The following is a 16,847-nucleotide window of genomic DNA, read 5'->3' as shown; positions in this document are numbered from 1 at the left end:
ATGGCGTATAAGAGGCAGTTCTATCCCGGGACAACAATTCCGGCGAAGAACAGACGCCGATACATAGACCCGAACGTCAAGCTCGACAAGCTACGCGAGCTTTCTATGGAAGACGTCGTGAAAATACTCGGTCACCGGCAGCCGGGTGAAGAATACAAGAGCGTTCACCCGCCACTGGAGGAAGGAACTGAGCCAGATTGCCCGATCAGGCAGTTAGTTGAACCAACGCCAGGTGCAAAGGCTGGGGACAGGATCCGATATGTCCAATTCACTGACTCGGTGTACTTTGCGCCGATTGTGCCTTACGTCAGAGCATGGATGAACGTCAGCAGGTTTAGGGGCGTCGACACTGGTACACTCTCTGGAAGACAGATTATTGAGATGAGAGAGCGTGACCTCGAGAAGGTAGCGAAGGAGCTCATTGAGAGCGAGACGTTCGATCCTGCTAGGACGGGTATCAGAGGTGCGACTGTCCACGGACATGCGTGCCGTCTTGATGAGAACGGCCTTATGTTCGATGCATGGCAGAGGTACCGCTGGAATGCAAAGAAGGGCGAGGTTGAATACGTAAAAGACCAGGTTGCCATTCCTCTGGACAAGCCGATTTCGGTTGGCAAGCCGCTGCCGGAAGAGGAGTTGAAGAAGCGGACGACGATGTTCAGGGTCGACGGCGTCGACATGAGAGAGGACAAAGAGGTTATGATGGTCAACCTGAGGATCCACAGGTTGAGAACGCTGGCTGGATTCCAGCCATTTGCACTGAAGGGGGTATAATCAATGGCCGATGAGAAGCTTTTTATAAAGGCTGTAAAGAAAAAATTCAAGGAAGACCCCACTGAGGTCCACACGACATACTATTCCTTTGGCGGCTGGAGGCAGTCAAAGAGGAAGCGGGAATGGGTCGAGCAGGCTAATAAGATCGCGAAGGAGAGAGGCATTCCTGCGATGAACCAGGACATCGGTGTTCCTCTCGGTCAGAGAGTACTGATGCCCTATCAGTTGTCTCACACGGACATATTTGTGGAGGCCGACGATCTGCATTTCATAAACAACGCCGCGATGCAGCAGGCTTGGGACGATATACGAAGAACGGTTATCGTTGGTCTGGACACGGCCCATCAGGTCATCGAAAAGAGGCTTGGGAAAGAGGTTACACCTGAGACGATCAACACTTACTTGGAGGCTGTTAACCACACGATGCCTGGCGGTGCTGTCGTCCAGGAGCACATGGCAGAGTGCAGCCCGGCATTGACGGCTGACTGCTATGTGAAGGTCTTCAGCGGAAATGATGAATTGATTGATGAGATTGACAAGTGCTTTGTCATTGACATCAACAAGGAGTTCCCGCCAGAGCAGGCAAAGCAGCTCAAGGAAGCGATTGGGAATACCCTATGGCAGGTCGTCAGATGCCCAACGATCGTTGGTCGTACCTGCGACGGTGCAACGATGTCGAGATGGAGTGCGATGCAGATTAGCATGGCATTCATTACATCGTACAAACTCGCTGCCGGAGAAGCGGCGATCGCCGACTTTGCGTTCGCTGCGAAGCACGCAGCTGTCGTCGAGATGGGTACAATGATGCCAGCGAGGAGGGCACGAGGACCTAACGAGCCAGGAGGTATTCCATTCGGATATCTTGCGGATATGACACAATCATTCAGGAAATATCCTGATGACCCAGCAAGGGCTGCGCTCGAGGCCGTAGCACTCGGTGCTGTCATCTATGATCAGATATACCTAGGATCGTACATGTCCGGTGGTGTAGGGTTCACCCAATATGCGACCGCTGCATACACTGACAACATCCTGGAGGACTACACGTACTACGCTGTAGATCTGATCAAGAAGAAATACGGCGGTCTTGCGAAGGCAAAGCCCTCTATGGATATGATCGAGGAGCTGGTTACTGAGGTCAACTCCTACGCACTGGAGATGTATGAGCGATATCCAGCCGTTATGGAAACGCACTTCGGCGGGTCCCAGAGAGCAACTGTTGCTGCGGCTGCAAGTGGTATTGCGGCGGCAATGGCAACGGGTATTGCAGATGTAGGTGTTAACGGCTGGTATCTCTCGATGCTGCAGCACAAGGAGCGCCTAGGCAGACTCGGGTTCTACGGATATGACCTGCAAGATCAGTGCGGTTCTGCGAACAGCTTCTCCTATAGAAGCGACGAGGGCTTGCCCTTTGAGCTGAGAGGACCGAACTACCCGAACTATGCGATGAACGTCGGACATCTGAGTGGATACGCTGGGATTGCCAACGCTGCTCATGTAGCTAGGGGCGACGCGTTCGTGTGCAACCCGCTGATCAAAGTTGCCTTTGCGGACAAGCACCTACCATTTGACTTCGCAAATGTCACGAGAGAGTTCGGCCGTGGTGGGCTGAGGGAATTCAGACCCGCTGGTGAAAGGACATTGATCATTCCTCCGGCGTGATCTCATGAAAATCGGCGACTATGCGAAATACAAGAACACCGGCACGGTAGGGAAGATCTTGGACATCAAGGTGGAAGACGAAGTAACATGGGCGCTACTGGACACGTACAACCTCTATTATGATATAACTGCCCTGGAGGAAGCCGAGCCTGGTGAGTATCGTGTCGTCGCCGATAAGGAGAAGGGACTGGAGGAACAGCTCGAGGAACTTGAGAAGATGAAACAAACCCTTGAGGAAGTGGAAAAGGCGATCAGCCGGATCACGCCCTCAGGGACTTAAACTATTTTTTTCTTTTTTTAATTCGTTTTATCGATCTTTCTGATATTTCATTAATTTTTACAATTCAGAATTTTCTTGATTGTAAGATAAGTCGGGTAATTTTTGACCTAGCCACAAGTTCAAACGAAATTGTCCTCTCTTCAAAATTGAGTTATGTGAAATTCTGCTTCTATTTATCATCGTTCTCGATATCAAAGCCAATGAGCACACTCGCCAATCTCGGATCGTCTGTGATGTTGTGCGCCTTGCGGATCAGCAAATCGCCAAGTGGGGAGGGACTACACGAGACAACATTTCTCACGCCATCGATTGCCTCTACTTCTGGGAATCGAACCGGTGGCATAAGGAAATATTCCTTACAACCAGGTTTAGGTCTTCTATCAGCGAAAACGACAAAGTCGTCCGAAAGAAAGATGACGTGATCGGCGCATTGGAATTTTGGTTTATCACTTTCAAGAACTTCCTGTCCTAGAATCGTCCCATCATCTGCGACCAAGTAGATCGTCGGTTCGGGTGGAGGCCTAAATCGTTTGTCCTTGATGATGCAGATAATTTGATCCCTCTTTAGGCATTCTTCAACACCTGTATTTTTAACCTCGATCCCCAGTGTTGCTCTAATTTGCCTTTCAATCTCCCTCAGTTGATCTCTAATGCTTGGTGCGATCTCAAACGCGTAGAGAACACCATCTAATTGCCTCAGTCTCTCTACAACTGTTGAAGTTGAAACTTTCGGCACACCCTCCAGAATAGCATCGGATATAATATAGATGATGCCATATCCTTATTCATGAGTCTGGAATTGCTTGCGAAACAGAAACCTGAGGTTATCCAAGCTCTTTACAAAATGAAAGCTGAGGTGTTTAGGAGTGGCGCCCTGACGACAAAGGTTAAAGAACTAATCGCTGTCGCAATCTCTTGCATGTTGAAGTGTGAGACCTGTCTTGAAACTCATGTTCAGGCGGCATTTAACGCTGGTGCGACGAAAGAGGAGTTGCAGGAGGCAATGATCGTGGCGATGTATCTCACCGGGCCGAGTGCAGTAATCTGGACAAAAAAGATCGATGAGATCCTCGCAGTCTCAAATACGACATCTTAGTCGCCTAAGTCCTGAATTTAACGATGACATCTCTTCTCAGTGCAAGTCCCGCGGCTACTTCAATGCATTTAAGAATCGCCATTGGGACGGGACAGGTGCTGTGTTTCAGGATTTCACCAGCTTTCAGGTAAATTGGATTTCTTGAAAACGGCATGGCGAGCGCTACAATCGGATCGATCTCTCCAATGCATTTTCCTAAGGATTCTACCGCTGGGCAATCGCTTTTGATGGCGAGGACAATTCTTTCATCGTGCAGGCGAGCGCGTATTTCAGTATTGAACCTGCAAACGCCAGGATCGACATCGACGACTACTTCTTCACAATCTTGATTGTATATCATCTTGCATCATCTCAATGACTTTGTATCCCGATCTAGAGTTGCCTGTTGATATGCAGCTCCCCCTAATCTTCAGCTTGCCGAATCATTCGTTCAAAGTTGCTCCTTTCTCATCCTATTGAGGATCTCGAAAACCGCTCCCTTCGTGATGTCAACGACACCGATGACCGCGACGGCCTCTCTCTTCTTTAGTATAGGAACTGCAACGATAGGAACGCCTCGATAAGGGCCGCTTGGAGCGATCTTTCTGACGATCTGATTCTTCCTGAGGGCTTCTTCGAGTACAGGCCCTGTGTAATTGGTATCGATGACCTCTCCGTCCTCGCATCTCACACCATAGTGATTCTTACTTCTCATTGTAAGCGGAAGCCGCCCCACAAGTTCATGGATAGCAAGCGCAATACATTTAAGATCCTCGGCCTCGGAATCTTGAGAAATGAACGTCCCACTGTCCTGCCAGCATGGATTTCGTTGGTCATCGAGTGCGAGAGCTGCGCTCACTGCACCCCGCTCTGCAGCCTCATAAGAGGAAGCAGTCCCAATGATAATTGCGTCACCATCTTCCACGAAGAAGAGACTTCGTAAAGCATCTTCAACTTCTTTTGATGGATACTTTTCATCGCCGGGAAAAACAATTCTTCCGTTCTTACAGACAAGCGTTGTCGCGCCCATCGCTCCAGCTCTGACCGCTTCATCCCTTTGTTCACAGCCCAGATTTATCAAGTACGCACGTGCCTTTGCAAGAACCCCGCAATGGTACTTACCAATTGCTATCCCTTTAATATCGACCTGTTTGGCAATAATCCCGCAATTGTCAAATTTTTTCTTTCCCTTTTCGGTAAGTATTACCCCTCTATTCGTGTTTTCCGCACATCCATCTCTTACCATTTTCTCGAGGATGGTTCTCGTGCTGCCCTCCCCGATTCTTAATGCGCGTGATAGCGCCTTTCTTCCGATCGGTCCATTATTCCTTATCAACCAATATGCCTTCCAGACATGATATGGTGAAAACTTCGGTGTCGGTCCTCCAGTGCTATATGAATAAAGGGTCGTGGGCATCCAGGATGGATAATACATCCATCCTATTAAATTTTCTTATTAACAGATAAAAAGAATCAATTCGTAAATAACAATCGTAATATGTCTGGCAAAGCATTTATATGCTGATGTTGGTAACCCTACCGATATGTCGGAACAATCAAATCCCCTGATAATCGTTGACAACATTTCAAAAACTTTCAATGGCACAACGGTTCTAAGAGATATAAGTGCCGTCATCAACGTCGGGGAAGTTCTAGGCTTGATAGGGAGGAGCGGTTCTGGTAAATCAGTATTCATTAACATGTTGAGGGGAAACCCTGATTACAAGCCTGACACGGGTAAAGTCATTTACAGAATTAGTTGGTGCCCAAAATGCGGTTGGGTCGATCGTCCAATTCCACAGATCAAATGTAAAGCCTGTGGGACTGACATGAAGATCATCGAAGTTGATTTTTGGAGCCTCCCTGAAAGAGATCCCCTGAGGATCGCAATCAGAGAACGAATCGCGATCATGCTCCAGAGGACTTTTGCCCTCTATGGTGATTTAACCGTGGTAGAGAATATTTTTGAGGCCCTCGGAAATCGATATACTGAAAAAGAAAAAGTCGAAAGGGCAATCGAATTGTTGAAGATGGTCAATCTTTCACACCGTGTCACTCATATTGCGAGGGATCTCTCCGGGGGAGAGAAACAGAGGTGCGTATTAGCTAGACAATTAGCGAAAGATCCAATATTGCTCCTTGCTGATGAGCCGACGGGCACACTCGATCCTCAGACGGCTGATATCGTTCATAATACGTTGATTAACGCTGTTAGATCAAATGGCATGACGATGGTTGTAACATCTCATTGGCCAAAAGCGATCAATCGCCTTTCTGACAGAGCGATCTGGCTCGAATCAGGAGAAATGGTAAAACGCGGATCTCCAGAGGAAGTCACGCGGGATTTCATGATCGGTTACGGCCCGAAGGAAACTGAGATTATTCCAATCGGCCAACCGATTATTCGTGTCGAAAACGCTAAAAAGTATTTCTATTCCATAGTAAGGGGGGTTGTCAAAGCTGTTGATGGCGTATCCTTTGAAGTTGGTGAAAAGGAAATCTTTGGCCTCGTCGGTTTAAGTGGGGCTGGGAAGACGACATTGTCTCGGATGATAGCCGGTATCACGCCAGCAACAGAAGGAAAAGTTTTGATCAGAATTGGCGACGATTGGGTTGACATGGTAGAATCTGGACCAATGGGAAAGGGTCGCGCAACTCCCTATATAGGCGTGCTACATCAGGAATACAGCCTCTATCCTTTTCATACGGTACTTCAGAATCTTACGGTATGCATCGGCATGAAGATGCCAGCGGAACTCGCGAAGATGAAGGCCATTCAAGTGCTGGCCGGCGTAGGCTTTGACCAGAAAGAGATTGACCGGCTACTTAAATCATATCCAGAATCGTTGAGCGTTGGGGAGAAACAAAGGATTGCACTAGCTCAGGTGTTAATCAGAGAACCGAGGATTGTCATCCTTGATGAACCTACAGGGACGATGGATCCGATTACGAAAATTTCCGTCGCTAAATCAGTTCTCAGCGCAAGGAAGGAACTAGGCGAGACTTTCCTTATCGTCAGCCATGATATGGACTTTGTTGTCAATTGCTGTGACCGAGCGGCATTCATGAGGAATGGCAAGATCGTCGCCCTTGGCGATCCCAAGGACATAGTTGCGGAATTTGGTGATCTCGGGGAAGAGATGCTGGCTCATGGCGGTGTTGAGGCTTGAAAGAGAGGATCGGACGTCATACTAAGTTCGTAGAGTGTAGGGAGTCAAGAGGATTGGGTGTCGGTGGCGGTCTCGCACAGAGGGCGACGATTTCGGAAAGTGGCAGGGATGTCGTAGCAGTCGCCATGGGACCAGGCAAGAGACATATCACAAAACCAGTTTGCGAGATAACATATGCACTGAGGGAAGAGGGCATAGACACAAGTGTCATTGTGATCAACGCTGGTTCGGGTGTGCCGGCAGATGCCCCCGACGTGAGCACAGGATCGATCTTCGGATTGGATCCCATAGAGGTCGAGCGAATCCAGCAATTCAAATTAGTCCTCATACATCTTGGAAATGTGCGGAACCATATCATTTACAAAGCGCGCTTAATCCTCCGCAATGTCAATCTTCCAGCGGTCATTGTCTGTCAAGCCCCAGTTGACTTTGAGGATTTTGCGAGAATCGGTGTCAAGACACGCCTCGTCATGCCAACGAAGGAGAACATTGCGACGAAGGGGAAGATTGTTGATATCGTTACTGGCGTAATCCGGGGTGTCACATGTCCCCAGGCAAAACTTGATGAAATCGTTTCAAAGGTTAAAAGAAATCTTGAGGGGAGGAGGGTGCCTCCGACGTCCCCCTTTTCAATTGGGACACGGGCCTCTCTGGGTCTTGAAAAGACATGAGTCTATTAAGGTTGATCCTCCACGATGTCAAATCCTACGAGATGCGTCCAATGTTTTGATTCAAGATAACCTTTCGCGTACCTTACGAAGAAATCCGATAGGGTGGAGATACTGCCCGAGGTCACTCTCGTTATTCCCTCGATCCCATCAAGACCGTGAAACTCAATCTCCGGGATTAAGAAATACGGTTCGCCTACGATTTCGATATCTGAGTACAGCACAAAATCGTCGCTGAGAAAGCATACATCTTCTCTGTCTTTAAGTTTCGCCAGCCTATCTTTGGACACGTATTCACCTAAAATTTGTCCTTTTTGATCGACGAGGTAGATTGTATGGTCCGATGCTACCTCTGGAATGCTGACCTTGTTTATAATCATGATAAAAGATACATCTCGATTGAGTGCTTCCCATACCCCCTTATTAACAAAGGGCATCAAACCACCGACTGCACCATTCTCCTCCGCTTTCTTTTCAAGGGCGATGATGTTTTCCTTAAATTCATTGTCGAGAAAGACCATATCAACAACGCCAGGTATTCCTCGGATTTTTCGTTCTACCCTCTCAAGGATTATATTTCTATCGTTCATTTGATCGGTCCTTAAATCTGTAATCCCTCATACCATTATAATTGTTACACGCTTTTTCCCGCGCGAATCAAGTATCTCCTGCTGGAAATGCTGCAAACCGATTTATGAAGTGAAAAATTATTTATTTCGGCTAGTCATGACAACGAGGACCAGATGAAAATCGTACTCAATGGTGAGGAAATCCAGATCAATGATGGATCTACGCTAGGGCAGGTCTTAAATAGAGAGATCTATGAAACTGGATCGATCGTTGCAATCATCCGGCCTTCTAAGATCTTGCGGGAAGAAACAAGAGATTTCTCGATAAAAACAACGAAGGGAGAAATGGTTCTTCATCTGAATGATTCGGAATGCGCCTCCCTTTTCCAGGAAATTTTCGGACATATTGCTGGCAAAAATATCCGGTGGAAGACGTCAAAGGTGATTGCAATTGGTTCATTTCCTACCTCACTGCCCGTTGATAGATCACCTTGCCGGTACTCAAAGTTCGACTGTTTCTTTGCCCTAGGTGGTTTTGATAACAGGACGAGTTATTTGATGGTCTCGCGTGAGGACCACGAGGGGGTTTACGGAACTAGGGCTGGTCTCGTAGGTAGGATCACCCGCGGTAGGCATTTGCTCGATCACTTAGAGGAAGGCGACAGGATCCTCAGCGTCGACCCTGTCTTCGTCGAGAAGAGTGAACATGATGTCATCGTTACGAGCGATCTTGATTTCAGACTTGAAGATGGAATGATGGTCGAAAGTTACGTTCATGTTCTTTTGAATCGGAATTCACCTGTGAGCGCCGAGCATTTCTTGGTTCTCACAGAAAGAGGCGTCCTTCCGATCACTGAGACGACGTTCACATATGCGGCGTGTTCAACAAGAATGAACGTGTCCCTAGTACCTGAGGACTCAGCGATCAGGGATGCTGATACTGTTACAGTTCGCCATGAGGGAACTGGTACGGGGCGCATTTATTTTTACAAGATAAGGAGGCAGATCTTACCTGCTCATAATCTTGTCGGAACGATTAAGAAAGGAAGAAATCTCATACGGGCTGTTAAAGCTGGATCGAAAATTACAATCACTACAGAACCAAAAAGAATCCTCACCATTGGGTTGACACAATCTGCTGGGGAGGAATTCTTAGCTAAGAGGGGATTTAAGCAGGTCAGAACTGGCGACACATCGGACGATGCGATCATCGTGGAACAGGAGCCAGAGCTGACAATGGAGGTTATATCAGAAAAAGAAGTTGAAACCTTTGGGATTCCTCCTGAGAAACTTCATGAAATCGAGCTTTACGACACTCTCTCTCCGAAAACGGCCTACTACATCCGGAAGATGACGGGTCTTGATCACAAGCCGATCGGGACAATGAAGGTCCACTTCACTTATGAGGGACTGCCTATGGTCACATTCGAGGGCAATCCAAGGGAAGCAGCTGATCTAGTCCCAGAAGCGACTTTTGATGCAGTCTCAGCAAGAGGTGATTTGGGTGTCACCAATATGTCAAGGCCGCACCGCGGCCTCATTGGTATTAGACTCCAGGAAAGTGATGAGTTTGGCCCGACGGGAGAAGAGCGTTACGGAACAAATCTTGCCGGCAAGCTCGTTAGTGACTTAGATAGACTAATGCACGGGATAAAAGATGGCGATATCGTTTATTTCAGGGAGAGAAAGGGAGAGAAAAGGAAGATAACTAGACGACGAAAAAAGGGGAATTAGTGTGAGCGAAAAAAATGAAACAAGGATGATTGTCATCGCACCCAGTTCTGAGATAACACCAGATCAAATTGTTCGATTTTTGCTCAGCCTTGGAAAGAATATCACAGTAAAGGAAACTTGTTATGGCGCAATGATCGAAGGGAAAAAAGAAGATGTACAACTGGCGATTCGTGAAGTAAGGAAGCTTGACCCCAACCGCATCTATTCAAAGTTGAGAGGATTTCCCGTTGGCGACCAGCGCCGGTGCAGGGCACTTCATGGCTCAAGGCCTGGGTTTACGCAGCTTGAGAAGGAATGGGAAATGTTGTCACTCATAGAGAAAGGTCTGTGTGCAGCGGAGAGGAATGAGAGAGTATCTGAAAGAAAAAAGAAAGGAAGACTGTCGGTGGACGCTTTCAAGCGGATCGTTGAGGAGGTGATTAGATGAAAGTATTTATCATGCCTCCAAATAGCCTCATACTTTTTGATCTCGTCGAGCGTTTTGGACACGAACCACTGAGTGCTATGAAAGCAATTGCAGAAAAGGTCACAGATCTGGAGATTGATTCCCCCCCAGTCAATGTCACATCTGAAGACGTGAAGAAAGGTCTCAAGTACGCGGGCATTGAGGTTCCTTCGGGAATCAGAGGTCGTCTTGCATTGTGGGGACCTTTGATTGACGAGGCCGAAGCCGCCATTATCATGGAGGATGCTCCATACTACTTCGGTTGTGTTGGGTGTCACCGGACAAACGAAATGGTGAAGTACTTATTGCGCAAAAAGGGGATCCCTATCCTTGAAATTCCTTATCCCACTGATGAAGAAGAAGCGAAACTCATGGTCATCAAAATTAAAGAATTCCTGGAGGGGCTGAAATGATAAAGATCGCGCAGCTTTCGTGCGGAACAGAATATAGCGGTGTGCAAGCGGAAATCGAAAAGGCTGCGAGTATCGTCGGCGCAAAGATGGTCGCTCCAGATGTTGATCTTAAGGATATCGATTCTGCTGTCGAGGAATTCGGTTTTTCACCATCAAGCCCCCAACTCAGGATGATGATCGCCAGAGCAGTACAGCTCGCTCACCGGAGATACGACGCCGATGCCGTTTTTATCGCAAGCTGCTTTCGATGCGCTGAGGGAGCACTGGTCAGAAACGAGGTACGGCGGTACATACAAAATCATACGAGACTACCTGTTGTAACTTATTCCTTCACGGAAAGAACGAAATCTGGCCAGCTGTTGACGCGCATGGAAGCACTGGTAACTATCGTTACTCGAAAGGACTTGCTCGCCAGGGAAAGGCAAGTTGGATTGACCGTTGGTATCGATTCGGGTTCAACGACCACGAAGGCAATGGTCATAAGAGATAACGAGGTTATCGGGAAATACTGGCTCCCAACAGGCGAGGTCATCGCTTCGGCAGAGGAAGCGCTCGAAAAAGCCCTAGAGGAGGCAGGTGTGAAGTTAAGCGAAGTTGAGGCTATCGGTGTGACTGGTTACGGTCGATATATCATTGGAAAGAAATTGAAAGCGAAACTCGTTCAAGAAGAATTGACAGTCAATTCAAAGGGTGCTGTTTGGCTGGCAGACAGGCAAAAGGGAGAGGCAACGATAATCGATATTGGAGGAATGGACAACAAAGCTATCACCGTCCGCGACGGAATTCCTGATAACTTCACTATGGGCGGTATATGCGCAGGTGCGTCGGGAAGATTTCTCGAAATCGTGGCGAAAAGACTCAAAGTAGATATTACGGAGCTTGGAAAACTCGCGGATGCAGGTAACTACAAAAAAATCAACATGAATTCATACTGCTCGATTTTTGGAATACAGGACCTTGTTACTTCGCTGGCTGAGGGCAATTCGATCGAGGATGTTGCCTCTGCCGCATGCCACAGTGTTGCGGAACAGATCTATGAACAACAATTGCAGGAGATTGATATCAGACAACCAGTTATTCAAGTAGGGGGAACATCACTTATCAGTGGTATGGTGACGGCGATGAAGGATATACTCGGCCAGGAACCCATCGTTCCTAAAAATTCCCAGTATATCGGATCGGCCGGTGCGGCGTTGCTCGCATCAGGGTTCCTCGAGGGTTGAACAATGATAGTCAAAGTGGAAGGACCTGAAGAGTTTGGAAATGAGAGTTATGTGGAGTTGTTTAACAGCATCCTTCTCGATATAGGCATCACGAGACATGTGGAGGCAGTGAGATTTGTCATCAGACCATCAGATCCCCTCTTCCTCATTTCGGTGAAGACGAGGAAAGCAGCCGGCAAAATTCGAATTAATGAGATTGCCGAGATCTCTCAAAGCAAGGAGGGAACCTACATTAACATCACCGATGAGAACTATGCGCCTTCGCTAATGTCGTTGCTTTGGCAACTCTACGGAAGGGAACGAATCGAGCAGCTTTCAAGACTTGAAATTTTCTGTAAAGGAATTGATGAAAAGGAGATTTCAGAAATCGCGATTGATCGCGGGGAGGAGTTGAGGAAGAAGGTCCTCGATGCCCTGTGGAGGGTATTGCCAGAAGGTTTCAAGATCCGATATGATCTTTCTTCGGAAAACGTCATCACGATTTTGGCAACAGAATATGAAATGAAAGAGGAATGGAAGCGGCTGGCTGAAAAGGCTCACGCTGATATGGAGGCCCTTGATGTACAAAGTGCTTCTCTTTGATGGTGGCGTCTACCGTGTGAATGAGCTTTATGAGCTCGTCGAGGATGTTGGCGGTTTCATCATCCAGAAGACCCAGACACATGTGCAGATATTGGTCACTCTCGCGATTCCGGAGGAAGAAAAAGATGTCATTGAAAGAAAGTCTCAGGAGCTCGGAGCAAAATTGACGGAAATTCCCCTGGGTGGGACGGAGATCGCCGTCGTGGCACCGACGCTCGGACGGCATCACATGCCTCATCCTGTCTGCGACATCGCCGAGCACCTTCGTAGATATGGAGCGATCACCGTCGTCATGGGCCTTGCCCGCGGAAAAGGTAGAAAATCAGCGCAGATTAGCGCCGAAGAAAAGGCGTTAATCAATGAGTATGATGCGGCTGTTTTTGTCCTAGGTAACTTTGAGGACTGTATTAAGACGGAGAAGGTACGCCTTTTCGAGGACATTAAGGTGCCAGTTGTCGTTGCGTGCGGTCCGTCGATTGATGCTCTCCCAAATTGCAAGGCCATTGTATCTGGTGTCTGTAGAAGAGTTGAGCGAATGAGACGTGCCGAGGACATCGCGAAGCTCGAGGAAGTCGCTGAAAAAGTTAGCAAGGTGATTGAAGAACGGAGGAGGATCATCGATGAAGACCCGCTATTTGTCCATCCAGCTGAGGTGAGACAGCGTATCGAAACGCTACCAGTCGTACAAAAGAGTCTGAGGCCGGCGCCGATCGTTCTACATCTCGATGGATTAAGAGTGAAAATACCTTATTATGAATGGAAAGATCAGCTGGAGTCGATTGAAGTCTACGGACGCAAACTTAGAGAGATCGCCGAGCTTTCGGATTCAAGACTCGACGGAAGCACATTGATCAGAATCTATAGCGCATCAAAAGTCGAATCGATGAATCAACTCGGATCAGTGAATTCGTTGGGCGATCGATCAGCCGCTTCTGCGAAAGAATAATTACAGTGGCCTCTTATGCTCATATCAATTATGATCTAATTCATGTTTTTTGGGGGCTAACAATGGTAGCCGAAGAGGAAAAAAAGATGGAGATTCCCGATCCCATAAGGCAATCTCTTGAGGAGATAGGCGGTTTGGAGGGCATTTCATCTTCACTCCCCTCTGATGAAGAAATCTTGCGAGTGAGCAAAACATTTCACGCAATATCCGATCCTCTGCGCGTAAAAATCCTTCTCATACTCCGAAAACAACCTCTTTGTGTTTGTTTGATCAAAGCGCTCACTTCGGTTCAAGATTCTAAGCTTTCATATCATTTAGCTATTCTGAAAGATGCTGGCCTTATCATCGGAAAACAAGAGGCAAACTGGATTATCTACAGCGTGACTGAATTCGGGGAGAAATTACTGTCAGCACTTCCTTCAATTTTTCACGAAGAAGCCGATCTAAATCGATCAAGAGAGTGAGTCATGGAGAATGTCCAGACCGGGGCATATATTCTGATCGTCAAACTCCCGAAAACCAGCGAAATCTCCATAGGTCGACTCGGGAGGTTCAATTTCAAAAAAGGGCTTTACGCTTACGTTGGTTCCGCGATGAACGGTCTATACCCCCGCGTCACGCGTCATTTCTCAAAAACAAAAAAGAAGCATTGGCACATCGATTACCTTCTAGAATACGGCGCTCCCATTGAGGCCATTCTTATCCCTTCACCAGTAAGAATAGAATGTGAGATCAACGCCTATCTACAGAGAATTATTGATTCTAGACCATTTTTGGAAGGGTTTGGCTCATCCGATTGTGATTGTTTTTCCCACTTGCATAAGATCACTGGAAGAATGCTTATGCATATCAAAGAAATCGCCAGAGAGAATAATTGGCTTTCGTACACTTGGGTTAGAGAGTCAGAGCAAGTTCCTAGGCAGTGAGATTCGGTGTCATTTGTAGTATTGTTAATATCTCATAGTAGCTATTTATCCCTATAATCGACCAGCAGAAAGGAGCGATTTTAATGCTGACGCCAAAGATCGAGCGTCTCGAGAAGAAAATAAAAGAGATCAATGCAATCAAAAGTGAGTATCGTGCAGAGATCGATGAGGCTTTTCGAAAATTTAAAGACAGAAAAATTGGGAAAGAAGATTATGAGAGGATCAGACAGAAGAATGAGCAGAAGATTGAAAAACTAAATGAGAAAATTAAAGAGATCAGGTCGCTCATAAGATCGATGAGAGAGTCTTGATAATTCGGCGACAATTTCAGCTAGCTTATTTTAATCCATTCCTTTGGGAATTCAATCGGATCGAAGTGTGAAAAAACTATTTATCGTTATATCTGAATTGACATATCGCTATTCGTGGCGATCGATATGTTAATTGATTCTTATGGGCGTCAACTGACAAATTTGAGGATTTCCGTGACTCAAAGGTGCAATCTCAATTGCCTTTACTGCCACAGAGAGGGCGAGAGATCAAGTGGAGATGAGATGTCTCCAAATGAAGTTGCTCGGATAGCGACGATCGCCTCGCTATTGGGAATGAATAAGTTAAAGATCACCGGTGGTGAACCACTTATTAGGGACGATCTTGTTGAGATCGTCTCGAAATGTGCCAATAAGTTTGAAGAAATCTCAATGACGACAAACGGAACGCTCCTCGCGGATTATTCTGAGGCTCTAAAAGCTGTTGGGTTAAAGCGAGTGAATGTGAGTCTTGATACACTCGACCACGAGAAATATAGAATGATCACTGGTAGCGATGTATTAGACGATGTGATCGATGGCATTGAAAAAGCGATAAGTGCAGGGCTCACTCCTCTCAAGATCAATATGGTAGTTATGAAAGGGATTAATGAAAATGAAATTGACGACATGATTCAGTTCTCAAAAAAAGTCGGTGGAATTCTGCAGCTCATCGAACTCGAAACCCAAAAGGAAAGAATTAACGAGGGTTTTTATGCGGATCACCACTGTGATCTGACAAAGATCGAGAGTTATTTGGAATCCAGAGCATTAAAGATCGTTTCAAGGAGCTTGCATAATCGAAAGAAATATTATCTCCCAGAAGAAGTGGAAATAGTCAGACCGATGCACAATAGCAGTTTTTGCGCAAATTGCCACCGCTTACGTGTGACGTCTAGTGGACATCTAAAGCCGTGTCTTTTGAGCGAAAATGGAAGCGTCGATATCCTATCTGCGATCAGGAGAAATGCATCGGAAGCAGAATTGATCAACTTATTCAAGGTTGCAGTGAGTGCTAGAGAGCCTTACTGGAGGTGATTCCCTGATCATCGGGATAGTCGGCAAATCGGGCACAGGTAAAACATCTTTAATCGAGTCGCTTCTAAGAGAGTTGACTGCCCGTTCTTTGAAGGTCTCTTCGATCAAGCACGTTCATGATGGCAATGTGCTTATACCAGCAGGGAAAGACACAACACGTCATCTTCTCGCTGGGAGTGACCCTGTCATTGGGATTTCATCAAATGAATCAGTTATTTATTTTAATGATCCGTATTCCCTGGACGACGCGTTGTCCCTCTTGAAGAAAATTGCTTCACCCGATGTCATCATTGTTGAGGGATTCAAGCAGTCTAACATTCCCAAAGTTGTCATCGGTGACGCGGAGGTCAATGGACCGGTCCTCCTCCGCTGCGCGGAACCGGAAGAATGTATTCAGGATTGTATAAGCTTGATTGAAAAGGGAGTAAGGAAGGAGCGCATCCTAGAAAAACTCCCGGGGCTGAACTGCAAGAAATGCGGTTTTAATGGATGCGAAGATCTAGCAAATGCCATTATTGACGGAGTTGAAGATCTCTCTAAATGCAAAAATATTGGCGATGCAAGGGTGAAGGTTTTTGTAAACGGGGACGAAATCCCGATAAATAAATTCGTATCTGAACTCGTAAGTAACGTGGTAAGCGGTCTGGTCAAGTCATTAAAGAACGTCAGTGATCCCGAATCCATCAGGATCTCAGTTGATTTTCCAAGACATATTGAGGAATAATGATTGGACATGATGTATATTTCGTACGGCCTCCCATGATTTACTGCTCAATTCATCCTTTCTCGCATGCGTTGATTCATTTTTTGATCCATGATGTGTTCTTTTATCTGATTTGAAAAAAATGAATCAATAATCTATATATAGGACTGGGTAACTATATTTAATAATTGGGGCAGAAAGAAGCCGGTAAGACCACCTAGACATTCCCCATTGGATGGGAATGGATCGCAGATTCGTCCGCGGAGAAATGCCGCAGTTTGAATCAATCCCTCTTAGAGGTTCGATACAAACTTTCTCGCGAGCCTGGCTG

At 46.7% G+C, this 16,847-nt stretch carries 21 protein-coding genes; 17 read left to right on the top strand and 4 right to left on the bottom strand.

What is annotated here, in order from left to right; all coding sequences use genetic code 11:
* The 3 genes from mcrG to QHH00_05715 are packed head-to-tail and all read left to right on the top strand — an operon-like array spanning window position 1 to window position 2,716.
* Window positions 1-774, top strand: coding sequence for a coenzyme-B sulfoethylthiotransferase subunit gamma (mcrG, locus tag QHH00_05725; GenBank protein ID MDH7508880.1), 774 nt, complete (start codon window positions 1-3; stop codon window positions 772-774).
* A 3-nt stretch (window positions 775-777) separates the two neighbouring features.
* A complete protein-coding gene (mcrA, locus tag QHH00_05720) occupies window positions 778-2,436 on the top strand; it encodes a coenzyme-B sulfoethylthiotransferase subunit alpha (GenBank protein MDH7508879.1) in 1,659 nt (552 codons plus the stop codon).
* A gap of 4 nt (window positions 2,437-2,440) precedes the next feature.
* Window positions 2,441-2,716: a DUF2098 family protein gene (locus QHH00_05715; protein ID MDH7508878.1), complete on the top strand. Its 276-nt coding sequence runs from the start codon at window positions 2,441-2,443 to the stop codon at window positions 2,714-2,716.
* Window positions 2,717-2,885: 169 nt separating this feature from the next.
* Here QHH00_05715 and QHH00_05710 read toward each other — a convergent pair whose 3' ends face one another.
* Window positions 2,886-3,452, bottom strand: coding sequence for a hypothetical protein (locus tag QHH00_05710; GenBank protein ID MDH7508877.1), 567 nt, complete (start codon window positions 3,450-3,452; stop codon window positions 2,886-2,888).
* Window positions 3,453-3,503: 51 nt separating this feature from the next.
* Between QHH00_05710 and QHH00_05705 the strand changes: the two genes are divergently transcribed.
* Window positions 3,504-3,812, top strand: a complete 309-nt coding sequence (locus tag QHH00_05705) for a carboxymuconolactone decarboxylase family protein (GenBank protein ID MDH7508876.1) — start codon at window positions 3,504-3,506, stop codon at window positions 3,810-3,812.
* 4 nt (window positions 3,813-3,816) lie between these two features.
* Here the strand turns inward: QHH00_05705 and QHH00_05700 are convergent, their stop codons facing one another.
* Both QHH00_05700 and QHH00_05695 read right to left on the bottom strand, forming a co-directional pair.
* Window positions 3,817-4,152, bottom strand: a complete 336-nt coding sequence (locus QHH00_05700; GenBank protein ID MDH7508875.1) for a hypothetical protein — start codon at window positions 4,150-4,152, stop codon at window positions 3,817-3,819.
* A gap of 90 nt (window positions 4,153-4,242) precedes the next feature.
* Window positions 4,243-5,208, bottom strand: coding sequence for a DUF2111 domain-containing protein (locus tag QHH00_05695; protein ID MDH7508874.1), 966 nt, complete (start codon window positions 5,206-5,208; stop codon window positions 4,243-4,245).
* Window positions 5,209-5,335: 127 nt separating this feature from the next.
* Here QHH00_05695 and atwA point away from each other — a divergent pair, with 127 nt between their 5' ends.
* Together atwA and mcrC are read left to right on the top strand one after the other, a co-directional pair.
* A complete protein-coding gene (gene atwA, locus QHH00_05690) occupies window positions 5,336-6,961 on the top strand; it encodes a methyl coenzyme M reductase system, component A2 (protein ID MDH7508873.1) in 1,626 nt (541 codons plus the stop codon).
* Complete coding sequence (gene mcrC / locus QHH00_05685; GenBank protein ID MDH7508872.1) at window positions 6,958-7,632, top strand: methyl-coenzyme M reductase I operon protein C; 675 nt, start codon at window positions 6,958-6,960, stop codon at window positions 7,630-7,632. The genes atwA and mcrC overlap by 4 nt, the downstream gene beginning before the upstream one ends.
* A gap of 5 nt (window positions 7,633-7,637) precedes the next feature.
* On the opposite strand, the gene QHH00_05680 is transcribed toward mcrC, so the two are convergent.
* Window positions 7,638-8,219: a hypothetical protein gene (locus QHH00_05680; protein ID MDH7508871.1), complete on the bottom strand. Its 582-nt coding sequence runs from the start codon at window positions 8,217-8,219 to the stop codon at window positions 7,638-7,640.
* 153 nt (window positions 8,220-8,372) lie between these two features.
* On the opposite strand from QHH00_05680, the gene QHH00_05675 reads away from it, so the two are divergent.
* From QHH00_05675 to mobB, 11 genes are all read left to right on the top strand, one after another.
* Window positions 8,373-9,932 (top strand): methanogenesis marker 3 protein, encoded by a 1,560-nt coding sequence (locus tag QHH00_05675; protein MDH7508870.1) that lies wholly within the window; start codon window positions 8,373-8,375, stop codon window positions 9,930-9,932.
* 1 nt (window position 9,933) lies between these two features.
* On the top strand, window positions 9,934-10,359 hold the full coding sequence (locus QHH00_05670) for a methanogenesis marker 6 protein (protein MDH7508869.1): 426 nt from the start codon (window positions 9,934-9,936) through the stop codon (window positions 10,357-10,359).
* Window positions 10,356-10,790 carry a methanogenesis marker 5 protein gene (locus tag QHH00_05665; protein MDH7508868.1) on the top strand — a complete coding sequence of 145 codons (435 nt, stop codon included), beginning with the start codon at window positions 10,356-10,358 and terminating at the stop codon, window positions 10,788-10,790. Before QHH00_05670 ends, QHH00_05665 begins: the two co-directional genes overlap by 4 nt.
* Window positions 10,787-12,013 carry a methanogenesis marker 15 protein gene (locus tag QHH00_05660; GenBank protein MDH7508867.1) on the top strand — a complete coding sequence of 409 codons (1,227 nt, stop codon included), beginning with the start codon at window positions 10,787-10,789 and terminating at the stop codon, window positions 12,011-12,013. Before QHH00_05665 ends, QHH00_05660 begins: the two co-directional genes overlap by 4 nt.
* A 3-nt stretch (window positions 12,014-12,016) precedes the next feature.
* A complete protein-coding gene (locus tag QHH00_05655) occupies window positions 12,017-12,595 on the top strand; it encodes a methanogenesis marker 17 protein (protein MDH7508866.1) in 579 nt (192 codons plus the stop codon).
* Complete coding sequence (locus QHH00_05650) at window positions 12,573-13,541, top strand: methyl-coenzyme M reductase family protein (protein ID MDH7508865.1); 969 nt, start codon at window positions 12,573-12,575, stop codon at window positions 13,539-13,541. The genes QHH00_05655 and QHH00_05650 overlap by 23 nt, the downstream gene beginning before the upstream one ends.
* 62 nt (window positions 13,542-13,603) lie before the next feature.
* Window positions 13,604-14,005, top strand: coding sequence for a metalloregulator ArsR/SmtB family transcription factor (locus tag QHH00_05645; protein ID MDH7508864.1), 402 nt, complete (start codon window positions 13,604-13,606; stop codon window positions 14,003-14,005).
* 3 nt (window positions 14,006-14,008) lie between these two features.
* Window positions 14,009-14,467: a GIY-YIG nuclease family protein gene (locus QHH00_05640; protein ID MDH7508863.1), complete on the top strand. Its 459-nt coding sequence runs from the start codon at window positions 14,009-14,011 to the stop codon at window positions 14,465-14,467.
* 83 nt (window positions 14,468-14,550) lie between these two features.
* Window positions 14,551-14,778: a hypothetical protein gene (locus tag QHH00_05635; GenBank protein MDH7508862.1), complete on the top strand. Its 228-nt coding sequence runs from the start codon at window positions 14,551-14,553 to the stop codon at window positions 14,776-14,778.
* 126 nt (window positions 14,779-14,904) lie between these two features.
* Window positions 14,905-15,813, top strand: a complete 909-nt coding sequence (moaA, locus tag QHH00_05630) for a GTP 3',8-cyclase MoaA (protein MDH7508861.1) — start codon at window positions 14,905-14,907, stop codon at window positions 15,811-15,813.
* Window positions 15,788-16,537, top strand: a complete 750-nt coding sequence (mobB, locus tag QHH00_05625; GenBank protein MDH7508860.1) for a molybdopterin-guanine dinucleotide biosynthesis protein B — start codon at window positions 15,788-15,790, stop codon at window positions 16,535-16,537. The genes moaA and mobB overlap by 26 nt, the downstream gene beginning before the upstream one ends.
* The last annotated feature ends 310 nt before the right edge of the window (window positions 16,538-16,847 follow it).

It is taken from the genome of Methanomassiliicoccales archaeon (assembly GCA_029907465.1).
Taxonomy (GTDB): domain Archaea; phylum Thermoplasmatota; class Thermoplasmata; order Methanomassiliicoccales; family JACIVX01; genus JACIVX01.
Note: the sequence above shows the minus strand (reverse complement) of the source record. Positions and strands in the feature narration are given on the sequence as shown.